Source organism: Pseudomonas sp. W2Jun17 (assembly GCF_023127795.1).
Lineage (GTDB): Bacteria > Pseudomonadota > Gammaproteobacteria > Pseudomonadales > Pseudomonadaceae > Aquipseudomonas > Aquipseudomonas synxantha_A.
The window spans coordinates 1-16,516 of the sequence record NZ_SPKO01000002.1; the positions used below are offsets into that span (position 1 = coordinate 1).

General features: G+C 58.8%; 19 protein-coding genes and 1 pseudogene. 14 read left to right on the top strand and 6 right to left on the bottom strand.

Annotated elements, in window-relative coordinates:
* The 5 genes and pseudogenes from E4O98_RS00380 to E4O98_RS00400 form a co-directional block, all read left to right on the top strand.
* Positions 1-311: ribonucleotide-diphosphate reductase subunit beta (locus E4O98_RS00380; RefSeq protein WP_186562978.1), on the top strand; the 311-nt coding region annotated here is incomplete at its 5' end.
* Positions 312-385: 74 nt separating this feature from the next.
* A pseudogene (locus tag E4O98_RS00385) lies at positions 386-547 on the top strand (HNH endonuclease); the annotation flags it as partial.
* 72 nt (positions 548-619) lie between these two features.
* Positions 620-1,267, top strand: a complete 648-nt coding sequence (locus E4O98_RS00390; protein WP_228308870.1) for an HAD-IB family hydrolase — start codon at positions 620-622, stop codon at positions 1,265-1,267.
* Positions 1,268-1,519: 252 nt separating this feature from the next.
* Positions 1,520-2,467, top strand: coding sequence for a hypothetical protein (locus E4O98_RS00395; RefSeq protein WP_248133900.1), 948 nt, complete (start codon positions 1,520-1,522; stop codon positions 2,465-2,467).
* Between the two features lie 106 nt (positions 2,468-2,573).
* A complete protein-coding gene (locus tag E4O98_RS00400; protein ID WP_032803685.1) occupies positions 2,574-2,954 on the top strand; it encodes a helix-turn-helix transcriptional regulator in 381 nt (126 codons plus the stop codon).
* Here E4O98_RS00400 and E4O98_RS00405 read toward each other — a convergent pair.
* From E4O98_RS00405 to E4O98_RS00420, 4 genes are all read right to left on the bottom strand, one after another.
* The gene (locus E4O98_RS00405) at positions 2,884-3,441 is read right to left on the bottom strand and encodes an AAA family ATPase (protein ID WP_032879814.1); all 558 of its coding nucleotides are present in this window, start codon (positions 3,439-3,441) and stop codon (positions 2,884-2,886) included. The genes E4O98_RS00400 and E4O98_RS00405 overlap by 71 nt on opposite strands.
* A 96-nt stretch (positions 3,442-3,537) precedes the next feature.
* Positions 3,538-5,040, bottom strand: a complete 1,503-nt coding sequence (locus tag E4O98_RS00410; protein ID WP_032879813.1) for an amidase family protein — start codon at positions 5,038-5,040, stop codon at positions 3,538-3,540.
* Positions 5,041-5,140: 100 nt separating this feature from the next.
* The gene (locus E4O98_RS00415; protein WP_248133902.1) at positions 5,141-5,647 is read right to left on the bottom strand and encodes a hypothetical protein; all 507 of its coding nucleotides are present in this window, start codon (positions 5,645-5,647) and stop codon (positions 5,141-5,143) included.
* 327 nt (positions 5,648-5,974) lie between these two features.
* On the bottom strand, positions 5,975-7,033 hold the full coding sequence (locus E4O98_RS00420) for an MBL fold metallo-hydrolase (RefSeq protein ID WP_078822123.1): 1,059 nt from the start codon (positions 7,031-7,033) through the stop codon (positions 5,975-5,977).
* Between the two features lie 122 nt (positions 7,034-7,155).
* Between E4O98_RS00420 and E4O98_RS00425 the strand changes: the two genes are divergently transcribed.
* The 4 genes from E4O98_RS00425 (at position 7,156) to E4O98_RS00440 (ending at position 11,208) form a co-directional block, all read left to right on the top strand.
* Positions 7,156-7,806: a TetR/AcrR family transcriptional regulator gene (locus E4O98_RS00425; RefSeq protein ID WP_032879809.1), complete on the top strand. Its 651-nt coding sequence runs from the start codon at positions 7,156-7,158 to the stop codon at positions 7,804-7,806.
* A gap of 166 nt (positions 7,807-7,972) precedes the next feature.
* Positions 7,973-9,082 (top strand): diguanylate cyclase, encoded by a 1,110-nt coding sequence (locus E4O98_RS00430; RefSeq protein WP_248133904.1) that lies wholly within the window; start codon positions 7,973-7,975, stop codon positions 9,080-9,082.
* A 211-nt stretch (positions 9,083-9,293) separates the two neighbouring features.
* A complete protein-coding gene (locus tag E4O98_RS00435) occupies positions 9,294-10,613 on the top strand; it encodes a PAS domain-containing methyl-accepting chemotaxis protein (protein WP_078822126.1) in 1,320 nt (439 codons plus the stop codon).
* A 76-nt stretch (positions 10,614-10,689) separates the two neighbouring features.
* On the top strand, positions 10,690-11,208 hold the full coding sequence (locus E4O98_RS00440; protein ID WP_032879806.1) for a DUF1003 domain-containing protein: 519 nt from the start codon (positions 10,690-10,692) through the stop codon (positions 11,206-11,208).
* Here the strand turns inward: E4O98_RS00440 and E4O98_RS00445 are convergent.
* Positions 11,205-12,089: a LysR family transcriptional regulator gene (locus E4O98_RS00445; RefSeq protein WP_248133388.1), complete on the bottom strand. Its 885-nt coding sequence runs from the start codon at positions 12,087-12,089 to the stop codon at positions 11,205-11,207. The genes E4O98_RS00440 and E4O98_RS00445 overlap by 4 nt on opposite strands.
* Positions 12,090-12,169: 80 nt before the next feature.
* On the opposite strand from E4O98_RS00445, the gene E4O98_RS00450 reads away from it, so the two are divergent.
* Together E4O98_RS00450 and E4O98_RS00455 are read left to right on the top strand one after the other, a co-directional pair.
* On the top strand, positions 12,170-12,877 hold the full coding sequence (locus E4O98_RS00450; RefSeq protein WP_032881250.1) for a CTP synthase: 708 nt from the start codon (positions 12,170-12,172) through the stop codon (positions 12,875-12,877).
* Complete coding sequence (locus E4O98_RS00455) at positions 12,874-13,194, top strand: antibiotic biosynthesis monooxygenase (RefSeq protein WP_032879804.1); 321 nt, start codon at positions 12,874-12,876, stop codon at positions 13,192-13,194. The genes E4O98_RS00450 and E4O98_RS00455 overlap by 4 nt, the downstream gene beginning before the upstream one ends.
* Before the next feature lie 46 nt (positions 13,195-13,240).
* Here the strand turns inward: E4O98_RS00455 and E4O98_RS00460 are convergent, their stop codons facing one another.
* Entirely contained in the window at positions 13,241-13,564 is a 324-nt protein-coding gene (locus E4O98_RS00460; protein WP_005790675.1) for a DUF2025 family protein, read from the bottom strand.
* Between the two features lie 232 nt (positions 13,565-13,796).
* On the opposite strand from E4O98_RS00460, the gene E4O98_RS00465 reads away from it, so the two are divergent.
* From E4O98_RS00465 to E4O98_RS00475, 3 genes are all read left to right on the top strand, one after another.
* Positions 13,797-14,924, top strand: a complete 1,128-nt coding sequence (locus E4O98_RS00465; protein WP_032879803.1) for a glycerophosphodiester phosphodiesterase — start codon at positions 13,797-13,799, stop codon at positions 14,922-14,924.
* A 90-nt stretch (positions 14,925-15,014) separates the two neighbouring features.
* Positions 15,015-15,329, top strand: a complete 315-nt coding sequence (locus E4O98_RS00470; protein WP_032879802.1) for a PepSY domain-containing protein — start codon at positions 15,015-15,017, stop codon at positions 15,327-15,329.
* 145 nt (positions 15,330-15,474) lie between these two features.
* Positions 15,475-16,497, top strand: coding sequence for a transporter (locus E4O98_RS00475; protein WP_032879801.1), 1,023 nt, complete (start codon positions 15,475-15,477; stop codon positions 16,495-16,497).
* Positions 16,498-16,516 lie beyond the last annotated feature (19 nt).

The following is a 16,516-nucleotide window of genomic DNA, read 5'->3' on the forward strand; positions in this document are numbered from 1 at the left end:
CGCACTTGTGGGATGCCGAGATGAAGGAAGAAGCGACCCAGATGATTCTGCAAGGGACTCAGTTGGAGATCGAGTACGCTCGCGACACCATGCCTCGCGGCGTGCTGGGCATGAACGCGGCGATGATGGAGGATTACCTCAAGTTCATCGCCAACCGTCGCCTGTCGCAGATTGGCTTGAAGGAAGAGTACCCAGGCACGACTAACCCGTTCCCGTGGATGAGCGAGATCATGGACTTGAAGAAAGAGAAGAATTTCTTCGAGACCCGTGTGATCGAGTATCAAACAGGTGGTGCGCTGAGCTGGGATTGATCCCTAAGCCAAGCAACACGATGAAGCCCTGACTTGTTCAGGGCTTTTTAATGCACGGTGAATTGCCACTTTTTGAAGCACATCGCGTCAAGCACCTTGCCCAGAAGGGTTCGGATCGCACCACCAATGCTGTAGCCTTGTGCCCCAACTGCCATCAGCGTTGTCACCGGTCGAGTGATCGGGACGCTTTCACCGAAGGGCTTTACGCCAAAATCGGAAGATTGGCACGGGAGTAGACTCCTGCTGTCACACCTGATGCACGCACAAAAAATACTAGATAGGACCGAGGCCAACCCGTGAACCCAGACATGCTCGAAGCCGGCCCCATCGACGCCAAAGTACTCTCCGTCTTTGACTTCGACGGCACCCTCACCCACCACGACAGTTTCGTGCCCTTCCTCAAGTTTGCCTTTGGCCCCGGTGAGTTTTATGGCCGGATGGTCAAGCTGGCGGTGCCTGGGCTGCGCTTCTTGGTGCGGCAGATCAGCCGGGATGAGTTGAAGGCGCAGTTGATTCGCACCTTTATGACCGGGGTGCAGAAGACGTGGGTGCAGCAGAAGGCCGAGGAGTATTGCCAGCGTAATTGGGCGCGGTTGATGCGCCCGGCGGGCGTGCTGTCGGTGGAGCAGGAGTTGGGCTCGGGGGCGGTGGTGACGTTGTGCTCGGCGTCGCCGGCGTTGGTGTTGCAGCCATTTGCCGATCGGCTTGGGATCAAGTTGATCGGGACTGAGCTTGAGGTGGTCGACGGGGTGTTGACCGGCAAGCTCACCGGGAATAATTGCCGTTGTGAGAACAAGGTGCTGCGGCTTGAGGCGGTGTATGGGGATTTGGGCGAGTATCGGCTGCGGGCCTGGGGCGATACGCGGGGGGATAGGGAATTGTTGGCGGCGGCGCAGGATGCGCATTTTCGGCACTTTCATGCGAAGAAGAAACGGCGGGCTCGGTTGCAGCGGTGATGCGGGTGGGTGGGGTTGGCGGAGGGGACCGAGGCGATCCCTTCGCAGCCTCGCTGGGGCTCGACAGCTCCCACATTTGATCCGTGCATCTTAGTGGAATGGTGTTTACGTCGTGGTTTTGAGGCCTACGCCGAGAGCCGTTGCAGACGCTTTTACCGTCAGGCTTCTTGAGCGGACGACGCGTTGCAGGTTCTTGCTGATATTTACACAGGATCCGGCTATTAATAGCCAAATTCCCACGGACCGAGCCCCATGAAATTCGACACGGCCTACAGCCTGGCTCTCGATGACAAGTTGTCGATCTACGACGTACGAGAGCTGAATTTCGACGAAACCGCTGACTTCGATTCCGACAAGGACCGCTTCCTCTGCCCCAACGACGCGTGCCGCGCAGCGTTCGACGCCGGCAATGTGTTGAGCACCTTCAACGCCAAGAACGTCAATTACCTGCGCACCCCACACTTCAAGAACAAACCCGGCACCCGGCATATCGAAGGCTGTCGCTATGCCAGCAGCCAAAAGACCGCGGCCGGTGAAAGTGAGGGCGAGCGCGAGGACAACTTCCCATCGGAATTGGTACTGACACGCCGTCAGTACGAACGTAAAACACCTGCTGCCGGCATCGATGGAGGCGCCCCACAAGAGCCAACGAAAACGCCTTCAAATCGCGTTGAGAAATCCCATGTCAGCAGCGACACAACCCCGGACAAAACCAGCGTGTTCGCCCATCCGGTGGAATGCTATGTGTCGAACATCGATGACAAGGACAAGCTCAAGGCCATGCCCTTGAAGATTGGTGAGCACACGGCGACTTACTGGTCGTTCTTCAAGAAAATCGAATACCTGCAAGACAACAAGGGCCTGATCTACTGGGGCAAGATCAAGGAAATCAAAGACTACACCAGCAGCTTTCGCATCGATTTCGAAAAGAAAGTGTGGCTCGACAAGAAGCCTTATTCGGTCAACGTCTACCTGAACAAAAAGCTCATCGAAAGCTACCGCAAGCGCACGGTTTTCCTGGAGCAGATCAAGGCAGCGGCCAGCAGCGAGCGACCGCTGTATTGTTTCTTCTACGGAGTGACACCGGAACTCAAGCAGGTGCCCAGCAAGAAAAACCCCGAGCAAACGTTCGGGGTATTCAGTGCGAATATCGAGAACCTGGATCATCTGATTATCCGGGAGGCGTCGGGAATGGAATAACTGGGCGTTGAAACAGCGACGAAAAAATCCAGATGATGAGCGGTACAAACAACTGTACAAAAACACAGTATAGTTGCGCCTCCCCCGTCGAACCTGGAGAACCCCCATGTCCTCTCTGGCAATGAGCTCTTTCGTAGAACAGCAGATCGTCCTGCACCAATTCACCGCCAAACACTGCGCACAGGCCCGCGTTATGCTGGGCTGGAGCCGGGAACATTTGGCTCGCCAGGCGGGCGTGGCGGTAGAGGCGATTCAACAATTGGAGGCCCACGGCGAAGTCGACGATGAAACCCGCCTGATCCTGGCGTTTTGCCTGGAGGCGCAAGGGCTGGTGTTCTTCCCGGGGTTTGCGCCGGGGTGGGGCATGAGTGTGCGCCGGTTTGACACCGTAACCGCCGAGCCCACAGCACCAGGCCTCATTTCTCGGTTGATGGGTTCAACAACGGCGTCAGTTGATTCACCAACTCCTCAACCGAATGGTGCGTAGCGTCCAGCCGGATCACCGGGCAGCTCAACGGTTTCAACCAGGTTTCATGCCGACGCAGGCTACGTAGGCTGTGATTGCCAGTATCGTAGCGTGCGGCCCAGGTGAGAAAGGCGACACTGTTTTGATGGCGGCTGCCACCTTCCAGAATCTGCTCCCCGTAGCGCTGCGCTTCTCGCAGGCGCAGGCGTTGCAGGCGCACTTGCGGTTCTACGCGCAGGAACACCACATGGGTGAATAGCGGGATCATCGCGTCGCCCCAGCCGCAGAGTGACCCCGACAATACCCAGCCTTGATGGCCGGCGGTGTGTTCCTGCAGCAGGCGGAGGCGTTCGTCCCGGAGCCGGGCGATGGAAAAGGGTTCGAGGGTTTGCTGCCAGTAATAGAAATCGGAGTCGAAACAGGCAATATTCAGGTGCTCGGCCAATACCTTGCCCAAGGTAGTGCAACCGGTGCCCGCTGCGCCGAGGATATGAATTCTGTATGCCATGGCGTCCCTCCATGGCATTGAGTGTAAACCGTGAAGTTTCAGGCCGGCAGGTTCAGTGCCCGGCACTCCTTTTGCGATGCAAAATGACCTGACCGATCAAAGCCCAGGCTTGGTTGCCGTTTGTGCGGCCTGCTCATACCCGTGGGCCACCGCCAACAACGTGGGCTCGCTCCAACGGGTGCCGAAGAAGTGGGCGGCCGTGGGTAAACCGTCTTCGTTCGTGCCGGAGGGTACGGTGATACCTGGGTAGCCGGCCGCTGCTACGCCGAAGTAACTGTTGGTATCAAAATCCGACACTATGGCGTCCAGTTTATAAGTCTTGATCGGCTCATCCACGCTGCTGCGAAAATCCTCGATCAGTTTTTCCCACGCCCTTTCGCGCTGTTCTGGCGCCAGTGTGGAGGCATTGATCTGCTTGAGCAGGGGCTGATGATCGGTATCTGTGCCGTCACGGTCTTCGTTGAACTTGATCAGCTCAGCCAGTGACTTGACTGGCAATCCCGTGCGCTTGGCCAAGTAGCCATTCAACTCTTCGTTTACATCCGATAACAACAGTTCTTCATAGCGTGACTCATCTGCCATACGCAGGTTAATCGGCACTAAAACCGCCCCTTGTGCCTCAAGCACCTCCAGTGCTTTGCTGAATTGCGCACTATTTTCCACAGCCTGAACTTCACCGTTTGCAGAAAACGTCTTGGGATATCCAATACGCTTGCCCTTCAACGCACCAGGTACCAATAACTGCGTGTAATCAACCCCTTCTGGAGCGCCCACGCTCGCCGGATCGTGGAGGTCGCGGCCAGACATGGCGTTGAGCATCAGCGCCGCATCGAACACCGACCGTGCCATCGGGCCCGGTGTGTCCTGGTGCTGGCTAGCCGGGATAATGCCATTGCGGTCCAACAAACCGACGCTGGGCTTGAGCCCAACCACACCATTGAATGCTGCGGGCACGATAATCGAGCCGTTGGTTTCGGCCCCCACCGCCAAGGGGGCCAACCCTGCGGCGACGGCTGCGGCCGAGCCGGAACTGGAACCACCCACCTGCGCGTCCGGATGATGTGGGTTGCGAGTCTGACCACCGCGGGTACTCCAGCCATCGGGAGCGCCGCGAAAACCGGCCAGCTCCGTCATGTTGGTTTTACCGAGAATCACGGCGCCCTGGCTGATCAGGTATTCAACTAATGGAGCGTTTTTACCCGCCGCCTCCCCTACCAGAGCAAAGGCACCTGCACTGGTTTGCATGCCTGCAGTCTCAATGGTGTCTTTGAGCAAGATAGGTATTCCGTGCAGTGGTCCGCGCACCTTGCCATTGGCCCGTTCCTGGTCCAGCGTGCGGGCGCTTTCAAGCGCTTGCGGGTTGAGTTCAATAACAGAACTCAGCTGCGGATCCAGCGTGCGGATGCGCTCCTGAAAATAATTGACCAGCCCTTGCGAGGTGATGCCTCCCGGTCGCGACATCTGCTCAGCCAGTTCGCGCACACTGGCATATTCCGTCCCGGCGGGGATAGGTTTTGAAATCGCTGGCGACGATTGAACAGGCAAAGTGTTATGTGCGTAGTTAACAAAAAAACTTACACCAGAGCCGATACCAAACATGAAATATCTCCTGCGAGAGGAAGAAATGGCGAAGGATCCCGATTGACCCAGGTGCCAGTCTAAAAACTCCCCTCCCGCCAAGAAGCGCGACATCGGTAGTTCATCCTGTTGGATTGTTCAGCACCTCCTGTACTCCCAGACGTCGAGCACTGCGGTATCCCAGTACGAGTGCCGTAAGGGAATCCTTCGACCACCGCGCACCGTAGAACCACAACACTGCACCATCCTCAAGCGGTTCGTTAAGCCTTGGGTAGCCACTCCAGCATGCGTCGTGGAAGGCGGCGTTCTGGCTATCGGTCACCAGAGCGTCCAGTTGGTACGCGCGCACAAGCTCATCGATTTCATTGCCGCCAGGGCGCGGATCATCGGCGTGGCGCGCAGGCACCGGCACCAAGTTGGTTCCGGCCCGGCGCAGAACATCCAACGCGCGCAAGAATGCCACCCCGTGTTCGATCGGTGTTTGATCATGCCCCCACCGCTGGGCGAACCCCACGCGCCTGCCGCTCAACGTCGAGGCAGCGCTGAAAGTGCTGTTGTTCTGTACCAGCGGCACCTCGACCATCACCGGCCCTGAGGGCTCCAGGCCGCTCAAGGCAATCAACGACAACGAGGGATCGCGCGTAGGTTTCAGGGGAAGAGCCGGTGCGTTATAGCCGGGGATTGGTATGCTGGTGGCCAAAGCAGGATCGGCACCAAAAGCGATGCTGCGTGAGTTTGTAGGGCCAGTAGCAGGATGGATACTCGCAGCGGGCTCCTCGAGACCCGGCGCCAATTGCTTGGATGGGCACGCCATGCCGACTCGCCAATATTTGCTACATTCACTTTCCATCGGAACTACCCCGAAAATAGATTCTCGGAGATCATCGCACCCTTGACTGGCGCCTGTCGCAGCCTTGAAACAGCTTGAAAACTCCTTTTTCCGCGGCCATCGCTGTCAGCTGGCGAGGCGCTCCTGCGTACCCTCAGTCTCCACCTCCAACCACCACGCATGGCCGCGCTCGGGCTGGTTCAAGCGAAACGCCTGCCCCATCGCCGGGGTGGTGATCGATACATTGCGCTCCCAGGCCAGGGCCATGATGCGGTCGAAGGGTTCGTGCCAGGCATGGAATGCCAGATCGAAGGTGCCGTTGTGAATGGGCAACAACCAGCGCCCTTTGAGATCGATATGCGCCTGCAAGGTTTGCTCCGGTTGCATGTGCACATGGGGCCAATCGACGTTGTAGGCGCCGGTCTCCATCAGGGTCAGGTCAAACGGGCCATACTGCTCGCCAATGCGCTTGAAACCATCGAAATAGCCAGTGTCGCCACTGAAGAAGATGCGCCGCGCATCGTCGATCATCACCCAGGAACACCACAGGGTCTGGTTGCTATCAAACAGGCCGCGTCCGGAAAAATGCTGTGCCGGGGTAGCGATAAAACGAATGCCATCGACTTCCGTGCCCTGCCACCAATCCAGCTGACGGACTTTATTGGCATCGATCCCCCATTTGATCAGCGTCTCGCCCACGCCCAGGGGCGCCAGGAAGTAGCGGGTCTTACCAGCCAGTTGCACCACAGCCTCGTGGTCAAGATGGTCATAGTGGTTGTGGGAAAGAATCACCGCCTCCAGCGGTGGCAACGCTTCAAGGCTGATAGGTGGGGCGTGGAAACGCTTGGGGCCTGCCCAACTGAACGGTGACGCGCGCTCGGCGAATACCGGATCGGTGACCCAGAATTTACCGCGCATCTTCAGCAGTACCGTCGAATGCCCAAGGCGGAACACCGTGTGGTCGGGTGCCGCCAACAACTGCTCGCGTGTCAGTGGCTGCACCGGGATCGGCCCCACTGGCCGCGTAGTGCGTGGTTTGTTGAACAGCATGTTCCAGAAAATGCGCAAGGTTTTGCCAAAACCGCCGTGTTGCACCGGGGCGTCATTGGTGAAGTGCCCCTGGTCCTGCCCGGCAGGCTGGAGCGCTGCAGGCGCAGGGTCGACACGGGTTGAAATCGTGGCCATTACCGAGTGACTCCTACAGTACGAAGAAGAATTACACTGCACAGTGTAGTTTCTACATTGCAACAAAATCCGGAGCAAGTAAACTGCTGAGTGTAATTTCCTGATTGAGTCGAATGCCATCCATGACTGCCCCCAAGCGCCTCACCGAGCGTAAACGCGATGCCATCGTGGCGGCGGCGATTGCCGAATTTCGCGAGAACGGTTTCGAGGTCACCAGCATGGACAAAGTTGCCGCCACCGCCGGCGTTTCCAAGCGCACGGTGTACAACCACTTTCCCAGCAAGGAAGAGCTGTTCGCCGAGATCCTGAGCCAACTGTGGGCCAGCAGCGTTGCCCAACTGGACGTGAACTACGCCAGCGACCAGCCGCTGCGCGATCAACTGCGCAAGTTGCTGGAAGCAAAAATGAAGATGATGTCGGACGCCAACTTCCTCGACCTGGCGCGCGTGGCCATTGCTGCCACCATCCATTCGCCCGAACGTGCGCAAGATATGGTCAATCGCCTCAGCGCACGGGAAGAAGGTTTTACCCAATGGGTGCGCGCTGCCCAGGAAGACGGCCGCCTCAACTGTACCGATCCAGCTTTCGCGGCTCACCAGATCCAGAGCCTGCTCAAGGCCTTTGCCTTCTGGCCGCAAATCACGCTCGGCCAGCCCACCCTCGATGTGGCCGCCCAGGCCAACGTCATCGAATCTGCAATCGACCTGTTCCTCGCCGGCTACGAAGTGCGCACCCCGCCCCTGCATCAGGACCTGTTGCCGGGGCGACATTAAAGGTCGCTTTTGGCGCATTCACCCGCTGTTTTGCGCAAATGGCCTGAAAGGACACTGATTATTCCTACAGGAATAATCGACAATATCGGCCGCTATTATCCGATCATCGACGCCGACCGTTGACGCACGCTGTCGCACCTGCAAAAAACACCTGACCCAGGACACTATGGAAAACAGACGAGGCAAAGGGCTTTCATTTGCCAGACGTATCTACAAGCCAAGGATCATCGGCCTGGGTATCGGTAGCATCAGCGTAATCGGCGCGTTGTATCCCTTGTCAATGCCAGGCTGGGTATGGGCGTTGTTGTTGTTCAATGGCCTTGCCTGGCCGCACGTGGCTTATCTGATCTCGACCCATTCGCCGTTTCCCTATCAGGCCGAACGGCGCAACCTGCTGTATGACTCATTGTCGGGCGGTTTCTGGGCAGCGGCCACCCAGTTTTCGCCACTGACGGCCGTCACCATTCTGTCGATGATGGCCATGAATAACGTCGCTGCCGGTGGCACACGCTTGCTCCTGCATGGGCTGCTCGCACAAGCCGCCGGCATCGCGATAGCCTGGAGCCTGTTCGGGGTCAAGTTCGATTCCAGCGTCAGCCTTTCCGAGGTCTACACCTGCTTGCCGATGCTGACGCTCTACCCGATGGCCATCGGCATGGTCTGTTATCAGTTGGCAATCAAACTGTCGCAACATAAACGCGCCCTCAGCGCCCTGAGCCGTATCGACAGCCTGACCGGCCTGCTCAACCATGGCTCATGGAAAGACCTGCTGAACCTCAAGTTCCATAAGTGCCAACAGCAACAAAGCCAGGCGACCATTGCCCTGATCGATATCGACCACTTCAAGCGTATCAACGATATGCACGGCCATACCGTCGGGGATGCGGTACTGCGCCAGTTGAGCCAGGAATTACGCCAGCACCTGCGCGAAGAAGACCTCGCCGGCCGCTACGGAGGTGACGAGTTCTGTGTGATCCTTCCGAAAATGCCCTTGCAAGATGCTGCGCGACTCATGGAACAGATGCGCGAAAAATTCAGTAACTACCGCACTGCGCACATCCCCGAATTACGCGTGAGCCTGAGCATCGGCCTGGCGGATTTTCAACCGGCCTTCAAGGATGCGGTCATGTGGCTCAACGCTGCGGATCGCGCGCTGTACGCTGCCAAGAACAGCGGCCGCAACCGCGTCAGGACCAGCGATCGAAGATCGCCTGTTCAGCCGCAGTTGTCTGATAACACCTCGTCCGAATCTTCGTCGGCGAGGCTGCCGCAATAGCATAATGCCGCCATTGGTCGGCTACCCGAAAATGCCCCTGCTCAAGCAGCGAACTTCTGGGCCGGCCGATCACTCTGAACCCCTTGTTCCACCCCCTCTGTCAGCATCAGGAAGCTGGCAATGAGCAAGTCAACCGTAAGGCCTGGGGCCCTACGGGGTCAGGCGCAAATACATGGATACCGCATATGCTTGCATGCCCGAGCCCTCTAACATGCTATTTAACACCCACAAGAAAACCATCAGCACCCTGCAACACAGCATTGCCCAACAGGCCAGCCTGCTGGATGCCATCGAGCGCTCCATGGCCGTCATCGAATTCGACCTGCAAGGCACTGTGCTGCGGGCCAATGAGAACTTCTTCAAGACCATGGGTTACCGCGCCGAACAGGTCCTGGGCCAGTCCCACCGGATGTTCTGCACCCCCGCGTTCGCCCGCAGCGCCGAGTACAACCAACTGTGGACGCAGCTGCGCAACGGCCAATTTCAGTCAGGCACCTTTGAGCGGGTGGGTGCCAAGGGTGATTCGGTGTGGCTGGAAGCCAGCTACAACCCGGTACGCGATGAAGCCGGTCACGTGACCAAAGTGGTGAAGTACGCCATGGATGTCACCCCACGCCTGCAAGCTGAAAGTGAAGCCAACGCCAAGCTGCAAGCCATCGACCGCGCCATGGCGATGATCGAGTTCAACCTCGATGGCACCATTATCACAGCCAACGCAAACTTCCTGCAGCGCATGGGGTACAGCCTGACGCAGATCCAGGGCAAGCATCACCGCCTGTTCTGCACACCCGAACTGGCCAACAGTGCAGCCTACAGCGAGTTCTGGAAACGCTTGAACCAGGGCGAGCTGTTCAATGGCCAGTTCGAGCGGGTGGATAAAAACGGCCAGGTGGTGTGGCTGGAAGCCAACTACAACCCGGTGTACGACGCCAGCGGGCGCCTGTGCAAAGTGGTGAAGTTCGCCTCCGATGTTACCGCCCGGGTACAACAACATGCCACCGAGGCGCAGAGCGCGGCCCAGGCTTATCACCTGTCATTGAGCACCCAGGAGATGGCCGAAAAAGGCGCCGAAGTGATCCAGAAAACCGCCACCGGTATGCGCGAAATTGCTCGGGATATCGACACATCCTCGCAACTGATCGCCAAGCTCGGCGAGCGCTCGCAGCAGATCACCGCCATCGTCAACACCATTCGCGGCATCGCCGACCAGACCAACCTGCTGGCTCTCAACGCCGCCATCGAAGCCGCACGCGCCGGCGAGCAGGGCCGTGGCTTTGCCGTGGTTGCCGATGAAGTGCGGCAGTTGGCGGCGCGCACCAGCGGCTCCACCGCCGAAATTTCCGGCATGATCGCCATGATCCAGGACGAAACCCGCCAAGCCATCGACAGCATGGACGCCACCCGCGACCGTGCCGCCCACGGCGTAGAACTGGCCAACCAGGCGGGCACAGTGATCCTGCAGATTCGCGAAGGCACCGGCGAAGCGGTCCAGGCGGTGAGCGCGTTCGCCAACGACCGGGGCAATCGCTGACCGGTTCTTCATGTCGGTGGCTGGTGGGCTCGGTCTATAGTGTTGGTTGTCTTTACGCTAAGCACTCGAGCCCGCCATGACCCCAGACAAACCCGAATCCGCCCCCACTGACCACTTGCGTTTCCACCGCGGTCACGCGCACCTGGCGCCGACCTTTGGCAACGACACCTTTGCCCTCAAAGCCGAGGCCTTCGCACGCTTTTTTGGTACCCCGACCTTCCTGGGCGCACAAACCGCGATCGTCGTGTTGTGGGTGGTGTTGAATGTGACCGGCGTCACCCACTTCGACGTCTACCCGTTCATCCTGCTCAACCTGGCCTTCAGCCTGCAATCGGCTTATGCCGCGCCGCTGATCCTGCTGGCCCAGACGCGCCAGGCTGCGCGGGATAAAGCTCAGTCCGACGCCGACGCACAGCATCGCGAAGCCCTCGCCACCGCCAACACCGAACGCCAGGCCCAGGCGGCCCAGACCACCAAGCAATTGATGGAACTGCTGGAGCAGAATACCCGGCTGACGGAAATGACCAAGCAACTGACCGAGCGCATCGAGACCCTGACGTGCGAAATGCATGCGCAGTTTGTGCGTAAAGCCTAACTTCGCCGCCCGCGCACATGCCGCCCCAGTTCATCAAACAGCGTGACCACCGAGCGCAATGCTCGGCAATCAGGCCGTGTCAACAGCCACAGCGCGGTGTCGTGCCCTACCAATGCAGGGCTCAGTGCTTGCAAGCCTTCGCCCATTAGAAAATCCGGCAACGCCGCCACACCCAACCCGGCGCGCACCAGTTCAGTCACCGACTGCATGCTGTTGCAGCAATAACTGGGACGCACACCTGGCAAATGTTCACGGCGCCAGGCTACCGTGGGGTGGTCGGGCAAAAAGTCGTCCGGAGCGATCCAGGCCAGGTCGGCCAGCGCCTGGCCTGCATGCCGATGAGCATAGTCGGCACTGGCGTACACTTGGTACGCAACAGTTCCCAGGCAACGTCCGACCAGATGCTCCGGCGGTTTGCTGGTCAGGCGCAGGGCAATATCCGCATCACGACGGCTGAGGTTGGCGAAGTCATTGGACGTGCTCAGTTCCAGGACCAGTGCTGGATAGGCCGGCATGAACTGCGCCAGGGCCGGCAGCAGCAACCCTTGCAACACCGAGTCGGTGCAGGTCAAGCGCACGGTGCCGCTGATCACTTCTCCACCCTGCTCCACACCAATGCGCGCAGCCTCCAATGCGAGTTCTGCGCGTTCGGCCTGTTGCGCCAGGTTGCTCGCCAGGCTGGTGGGCAAGTATCCGGCGCGGCTTTTTTCAAATAAGGTCTGGCCCAGGGCCGACTCCAACCGCCGCACCGCACGGAACACCGTAGACACGTCCACCCGCAGCAACGCTGCTGCCCGCGCCAGGGTGCCGCCACGCACCAGGGCAAGGATCAATGACAGGTCGGGGTAGTCAAGTTGATAGTGCGTGACTGCATTGAGCATGTGCGTAAATGCCAATATTGATTGCGCGAACGCCAATTTATAGTGGGTATCAGCACACCACAAGCCATGGGACATACACGATGACAGCCCCCGCCCTGCACCTCGCCCTGGTCGGCGACTACAACCCTGATGTGATCGCCCACCAGGCTATCCCGCTGGCGCTACAGCAGGCCGCCGCCGCCCTGGGTCTGAGCGTCCAGGTGCAATGGCTCGACACCGACACACTCACCTGCACCTCTGCCCTGCACGGTTTTGACGGCTTCTGGTGCGTCCCCGCCAGCCCCTATCGCGACACCGAGGGCGCACTGCGGGCAATCCGTTTTGCTCGTGAGCAAAGACGCCCTTTCCTCGGCACATGCGGTGGTTTTCAACATGCTGTATTGGAATATGCCCGTAACGTACTGGGTTGGGCCGATGCAGAGCATGGCGAGTTGGCTCCAGACGCTGAACGCGCCGTCATCACGCCCCTGAGCTGCTCCCTGGTAGAAGTGAACGACACCGTGCGCCTGGCCCCTTACACCCGTATTGCCCAAGCCTACGCCAGCGTGGATATCCACGAAGGCTATCGATGCCGCTACGGCATCAACCCCACGTTTGCTGGCGCACTGCTTGAAGGCAACCTGATTCCCACCGGCCACGATTCAGCGGGCGATCTGCGCGCCGTGGAGTTGCTCGACCATCCGTTCTTCGTCGCCACCCTGTTCCAGCCTGAACGCGCTGCGCTGAACGGCATCACCCCGCCCTTGGCACTGGCCCTGCTCAAAGCGTGTCGAGGGGCATTGGTATGATCGCCAAGACACCGGCCCCGCCTTATTACGCGGTGATTTTCAGCTCACTGCGTACCGATGGCGACCAGGGTTATGGCGAGGCCGCCTCGCGGATGCTGGCACTGGCGGCGGAACAACCTGGGTTTCTCGGGGTGGAGTCGGCGCGAGAAGATGGGTTGGGGATCACAGTGTCCTACTGGACCAGCGAAGCGGCGATCCTGGCCTGGAAACAGCAGGCCGAGCATCGGCAGGCGCGTGAGCGAGGGCGGGCCACTTGGTACACAGCGTTTCACACGCGGGTATGCAAGGTAGAGCGGGCGTACACCTACCCTCGTTGAAACACTACCCCTCATTTGACCCTCACCGACCAGAAAAAGCTGCGGGCTAGCTCACCAAACTGCGCAACGCACTGATCTGCGGGATCTCCACCCGGCGCATATACACCCGCAACGGTTCGGTGATGTTGATGCGGTCATCGATGTTCTGGTCCAGCAGCAACTGTATGCGTTCGCGGCACAGGGTCATGGTGTGGTCGGCGGCCGGTAGCCAGACGAATTCGGCGGTGGGAATGATGCCGTCATCGGCCACGTCCATGCCGAAGGCATCTTCGCTGAAACGCACGATGTACTGGCCGGTCTTGCGATTGAGGCCGACAAAACCCTGGAGTTGGTCGGCGGCCTGGCAGATAAGTTCTGAAGTGATGCGCATGGTAAACCTCACTGAAAAGTCCCATAGGGACTGGAAAGATGGTTTACACGCGTGGCAAAAAATACTGCCCTCTGACGGGGCAGCTATGGCCAAGAATACTGCAATGCAGCACAAAAAAACCGACAAAATTGGCTCGCGCGCACGTTAATGTCGGTTTGGTGATAGCGCCTTTCGCAATCAATTGTTAAAAAGGACACCTTCTCAAAGTTACCTCCACGAAAGGACTTCGCATATGCCTGTCACGTTTACCAAGAGCGCCTTGCTGCTGGCGTTGATGCTCGGCCTTGGCCAGGCACAGGCTGCCGACCCGGTCAGCCCGGCTGAATTGGCAACAAACGAAGGCATACCCTACCCTGCCGTGATCGCTCACCGTGGTGCTTCCTACGACGCACCTGAATCCACCGCCGCCGCCTACAAGGTTGCACGCGACCTGGGGGCCGACTACCTGGAACTGGACCTGCAACGCAGCAAGGACGGCGTGCTGTTCGCCCTGCACGACAACAACCTGCAGCGCACCACCGACGTGGCCACCAAGTTCCCCGAGCGCAAAGACGCGCCTGCCAACGAGTTCACCTGGAAAGAACTGCAAACCCTCGACGCCGGCAGCTGGTTCAACGCAGCCTACCCGGACCGCGCGCGCCCAGGCTTCGTTGGCCTGAAGATCCTGAGCCTGGACGACATCATCAAGATCGCCGAAGGCAACCCCTCGCACAAACCCGGCCTGTACATCGAGACCAAGGAGCCCAAGCAGTTCCCAGGGATCGAAGCCGACCTGAAAAACAAGCTGCTGGACAAGGGCTGGCTGAGTTCCGCCGGCTCCAAGCTGGGCAAGAGCAACACCGGCGTCGGCCAAGGCCGTGGCCGCGTGGTGCTGCAAACCTTTGAAGTTGCAAGCCTGCAAGAGTTGCAGAAAGAAATGCCCAACACACCGAAGATCCTGCTGTTGTGGGTGGGTGAAGGCAGTATCGAGCCCAAATCCAAAGTCACCTTCGCCGAGTCCGGTGAAACAACCAAGGCTGCCTACTACGCCAAGCAAGAACCGAAAGACGCCGCCGAATTCGAAAAATGGGTCGACCAGGCCAAAAGCCTTGGCGCCATCGGCACCGGCCCGTCGGCTGAACTGACCGACCACGGCGACCAGAGCTACACCGACCTGGTGAAGCCTGAAATGAACAAGCTGACCCACGACAAGGGCCTGTTGGTGCATGTGTACACCGTGGATGAGCCGGTGGATTTCGAGAAAGTCATGAAGGCCGGCGTCGATGGCATCTTCACCAACCGTGCCGCCGAGCTGCTGAAGTTCTACAAACGCTGGCCGTCGTCCAGTGTTCAGGACCTGCTCAACGACCATAAGTACTAAGGGCATTGGTGTCAGTGAGCCATTAAGGATGAGTTAAGTTGCGCCGGTTAATCTGGCGCCACTTAAACAGTTCACCCAAGAGGACACACCATGAAAACTTTGACTGCCCTGTTCGCTGCCACCGCCCTGACCCTGACTGCCGGTCTGGCCCAGGCGGATGTTCGTCCGGATCACATTGAAGGCCTGCTCAAGTCCGGCGCTGTGATGTCTTTCGACAAGCTCAACGCAGCAGCCGTGGCAACTCACCCTGGTGCTTCGATCACTGACACCGAACTGGACACCAAACACGGCGTCGCCGACCAGTATGTCTACGAAGTGGACCTGACCGATACCACCGGCAAGCGCTTTGAAGTGAAGCTCGACGCCAAGACCGGTGCTGTACTGGAAAACAAGCAAGACACCTGAGTTGCATCCCCAAAAAACGCGCCACCTTCGAGTGGCGCGTTTTTTTATGCGCGCCTCAAACCGTCACATAACCGTCATACCGCCTTGCAATGATTCGCCTAGGAACCTGTGAAACGTCCTACAGGCCCTTTCTCTGCGAGCCGCCATGAATCACAGCATCGACCACGCCCATCAGGACCCCGACCTGTTTGGCCTGCTTTACGGTTTCCGCTTTCGCCCCGGCGAAAAAGGCCAGCAGATTGACTCAGCCACCGCCCTCGCCGCCTTGCAGCAGCCACAAGATCCGGAAGAGTTTCTGTGGCTGCACTTGAACCTCGCCCACGCCGCGTGCGAGCGCTGGATGCAGGCGCATTTGTCGCTGCCGGAGGAATTTTTTGAAGCGCTGCATGAAGGCTCGCGCTCCACACGCATCGAACATGTGGACTCGGCCTTGTTGGCGGTGGTCAACGATGTGGTGTTCAACTTCAGCAGCATGGTGTCGTCGGATATTTCCACACTGTGGGTATGCGCGCGCAGCCGCTTGCTGATCAGTGCGCGCCTGCAACCACTGCATTCGGTGGATAAATTGCGCTCGTCGGTAAAAGCCGGTGAACACTTTCGCTCGCCCCTGGAACTGCTGGTGCATTTGCTGCGCGACCAGGGCGAAGTGCTGACCCAGATCGTGCGCAAGACCAGTATCAGCGTCGACCATATCGAAGATCAGTTGCTGTCTTCGCGCCTATCCACCAATCGCGCCGAACTGGGCGCTGCACGCCGTGTATTGGTGCGCCTGCAACGCCTGCTGGCGCTGGAACCGGGCTCGCTGCTGCGCCTGCTCAACCGTCCGCCGCAATGGCTACAAAAGGAAGACGTGAAGGAGTTGCGCAAATCCACCGAGGAGTTTGCGCTGATCATCAACGACCTGACGGCCCTGGGCGAACGCATCAAGCTGTTGCAGGAGGAAATCGCCGCCAACCTCAATGAACAAAGTAACCGCACGTTGTTCACCCTGACGGTGGTAACGGTGCTGGCGCTGCCGATCAATATCATCGCCGGCTTTTTTGGCATGAATGTGGGTGGGGTGCCGCTGTCCCAAGACCCGGAAGGTTTCTGGATATTGGTGGCGCTGGTCGCGACTTTTACCTTGATTGCTGGGCGGTGGGCGTTCCGAAAGCGCAAGGACTACTAACATTGAAATGCAATCAAAC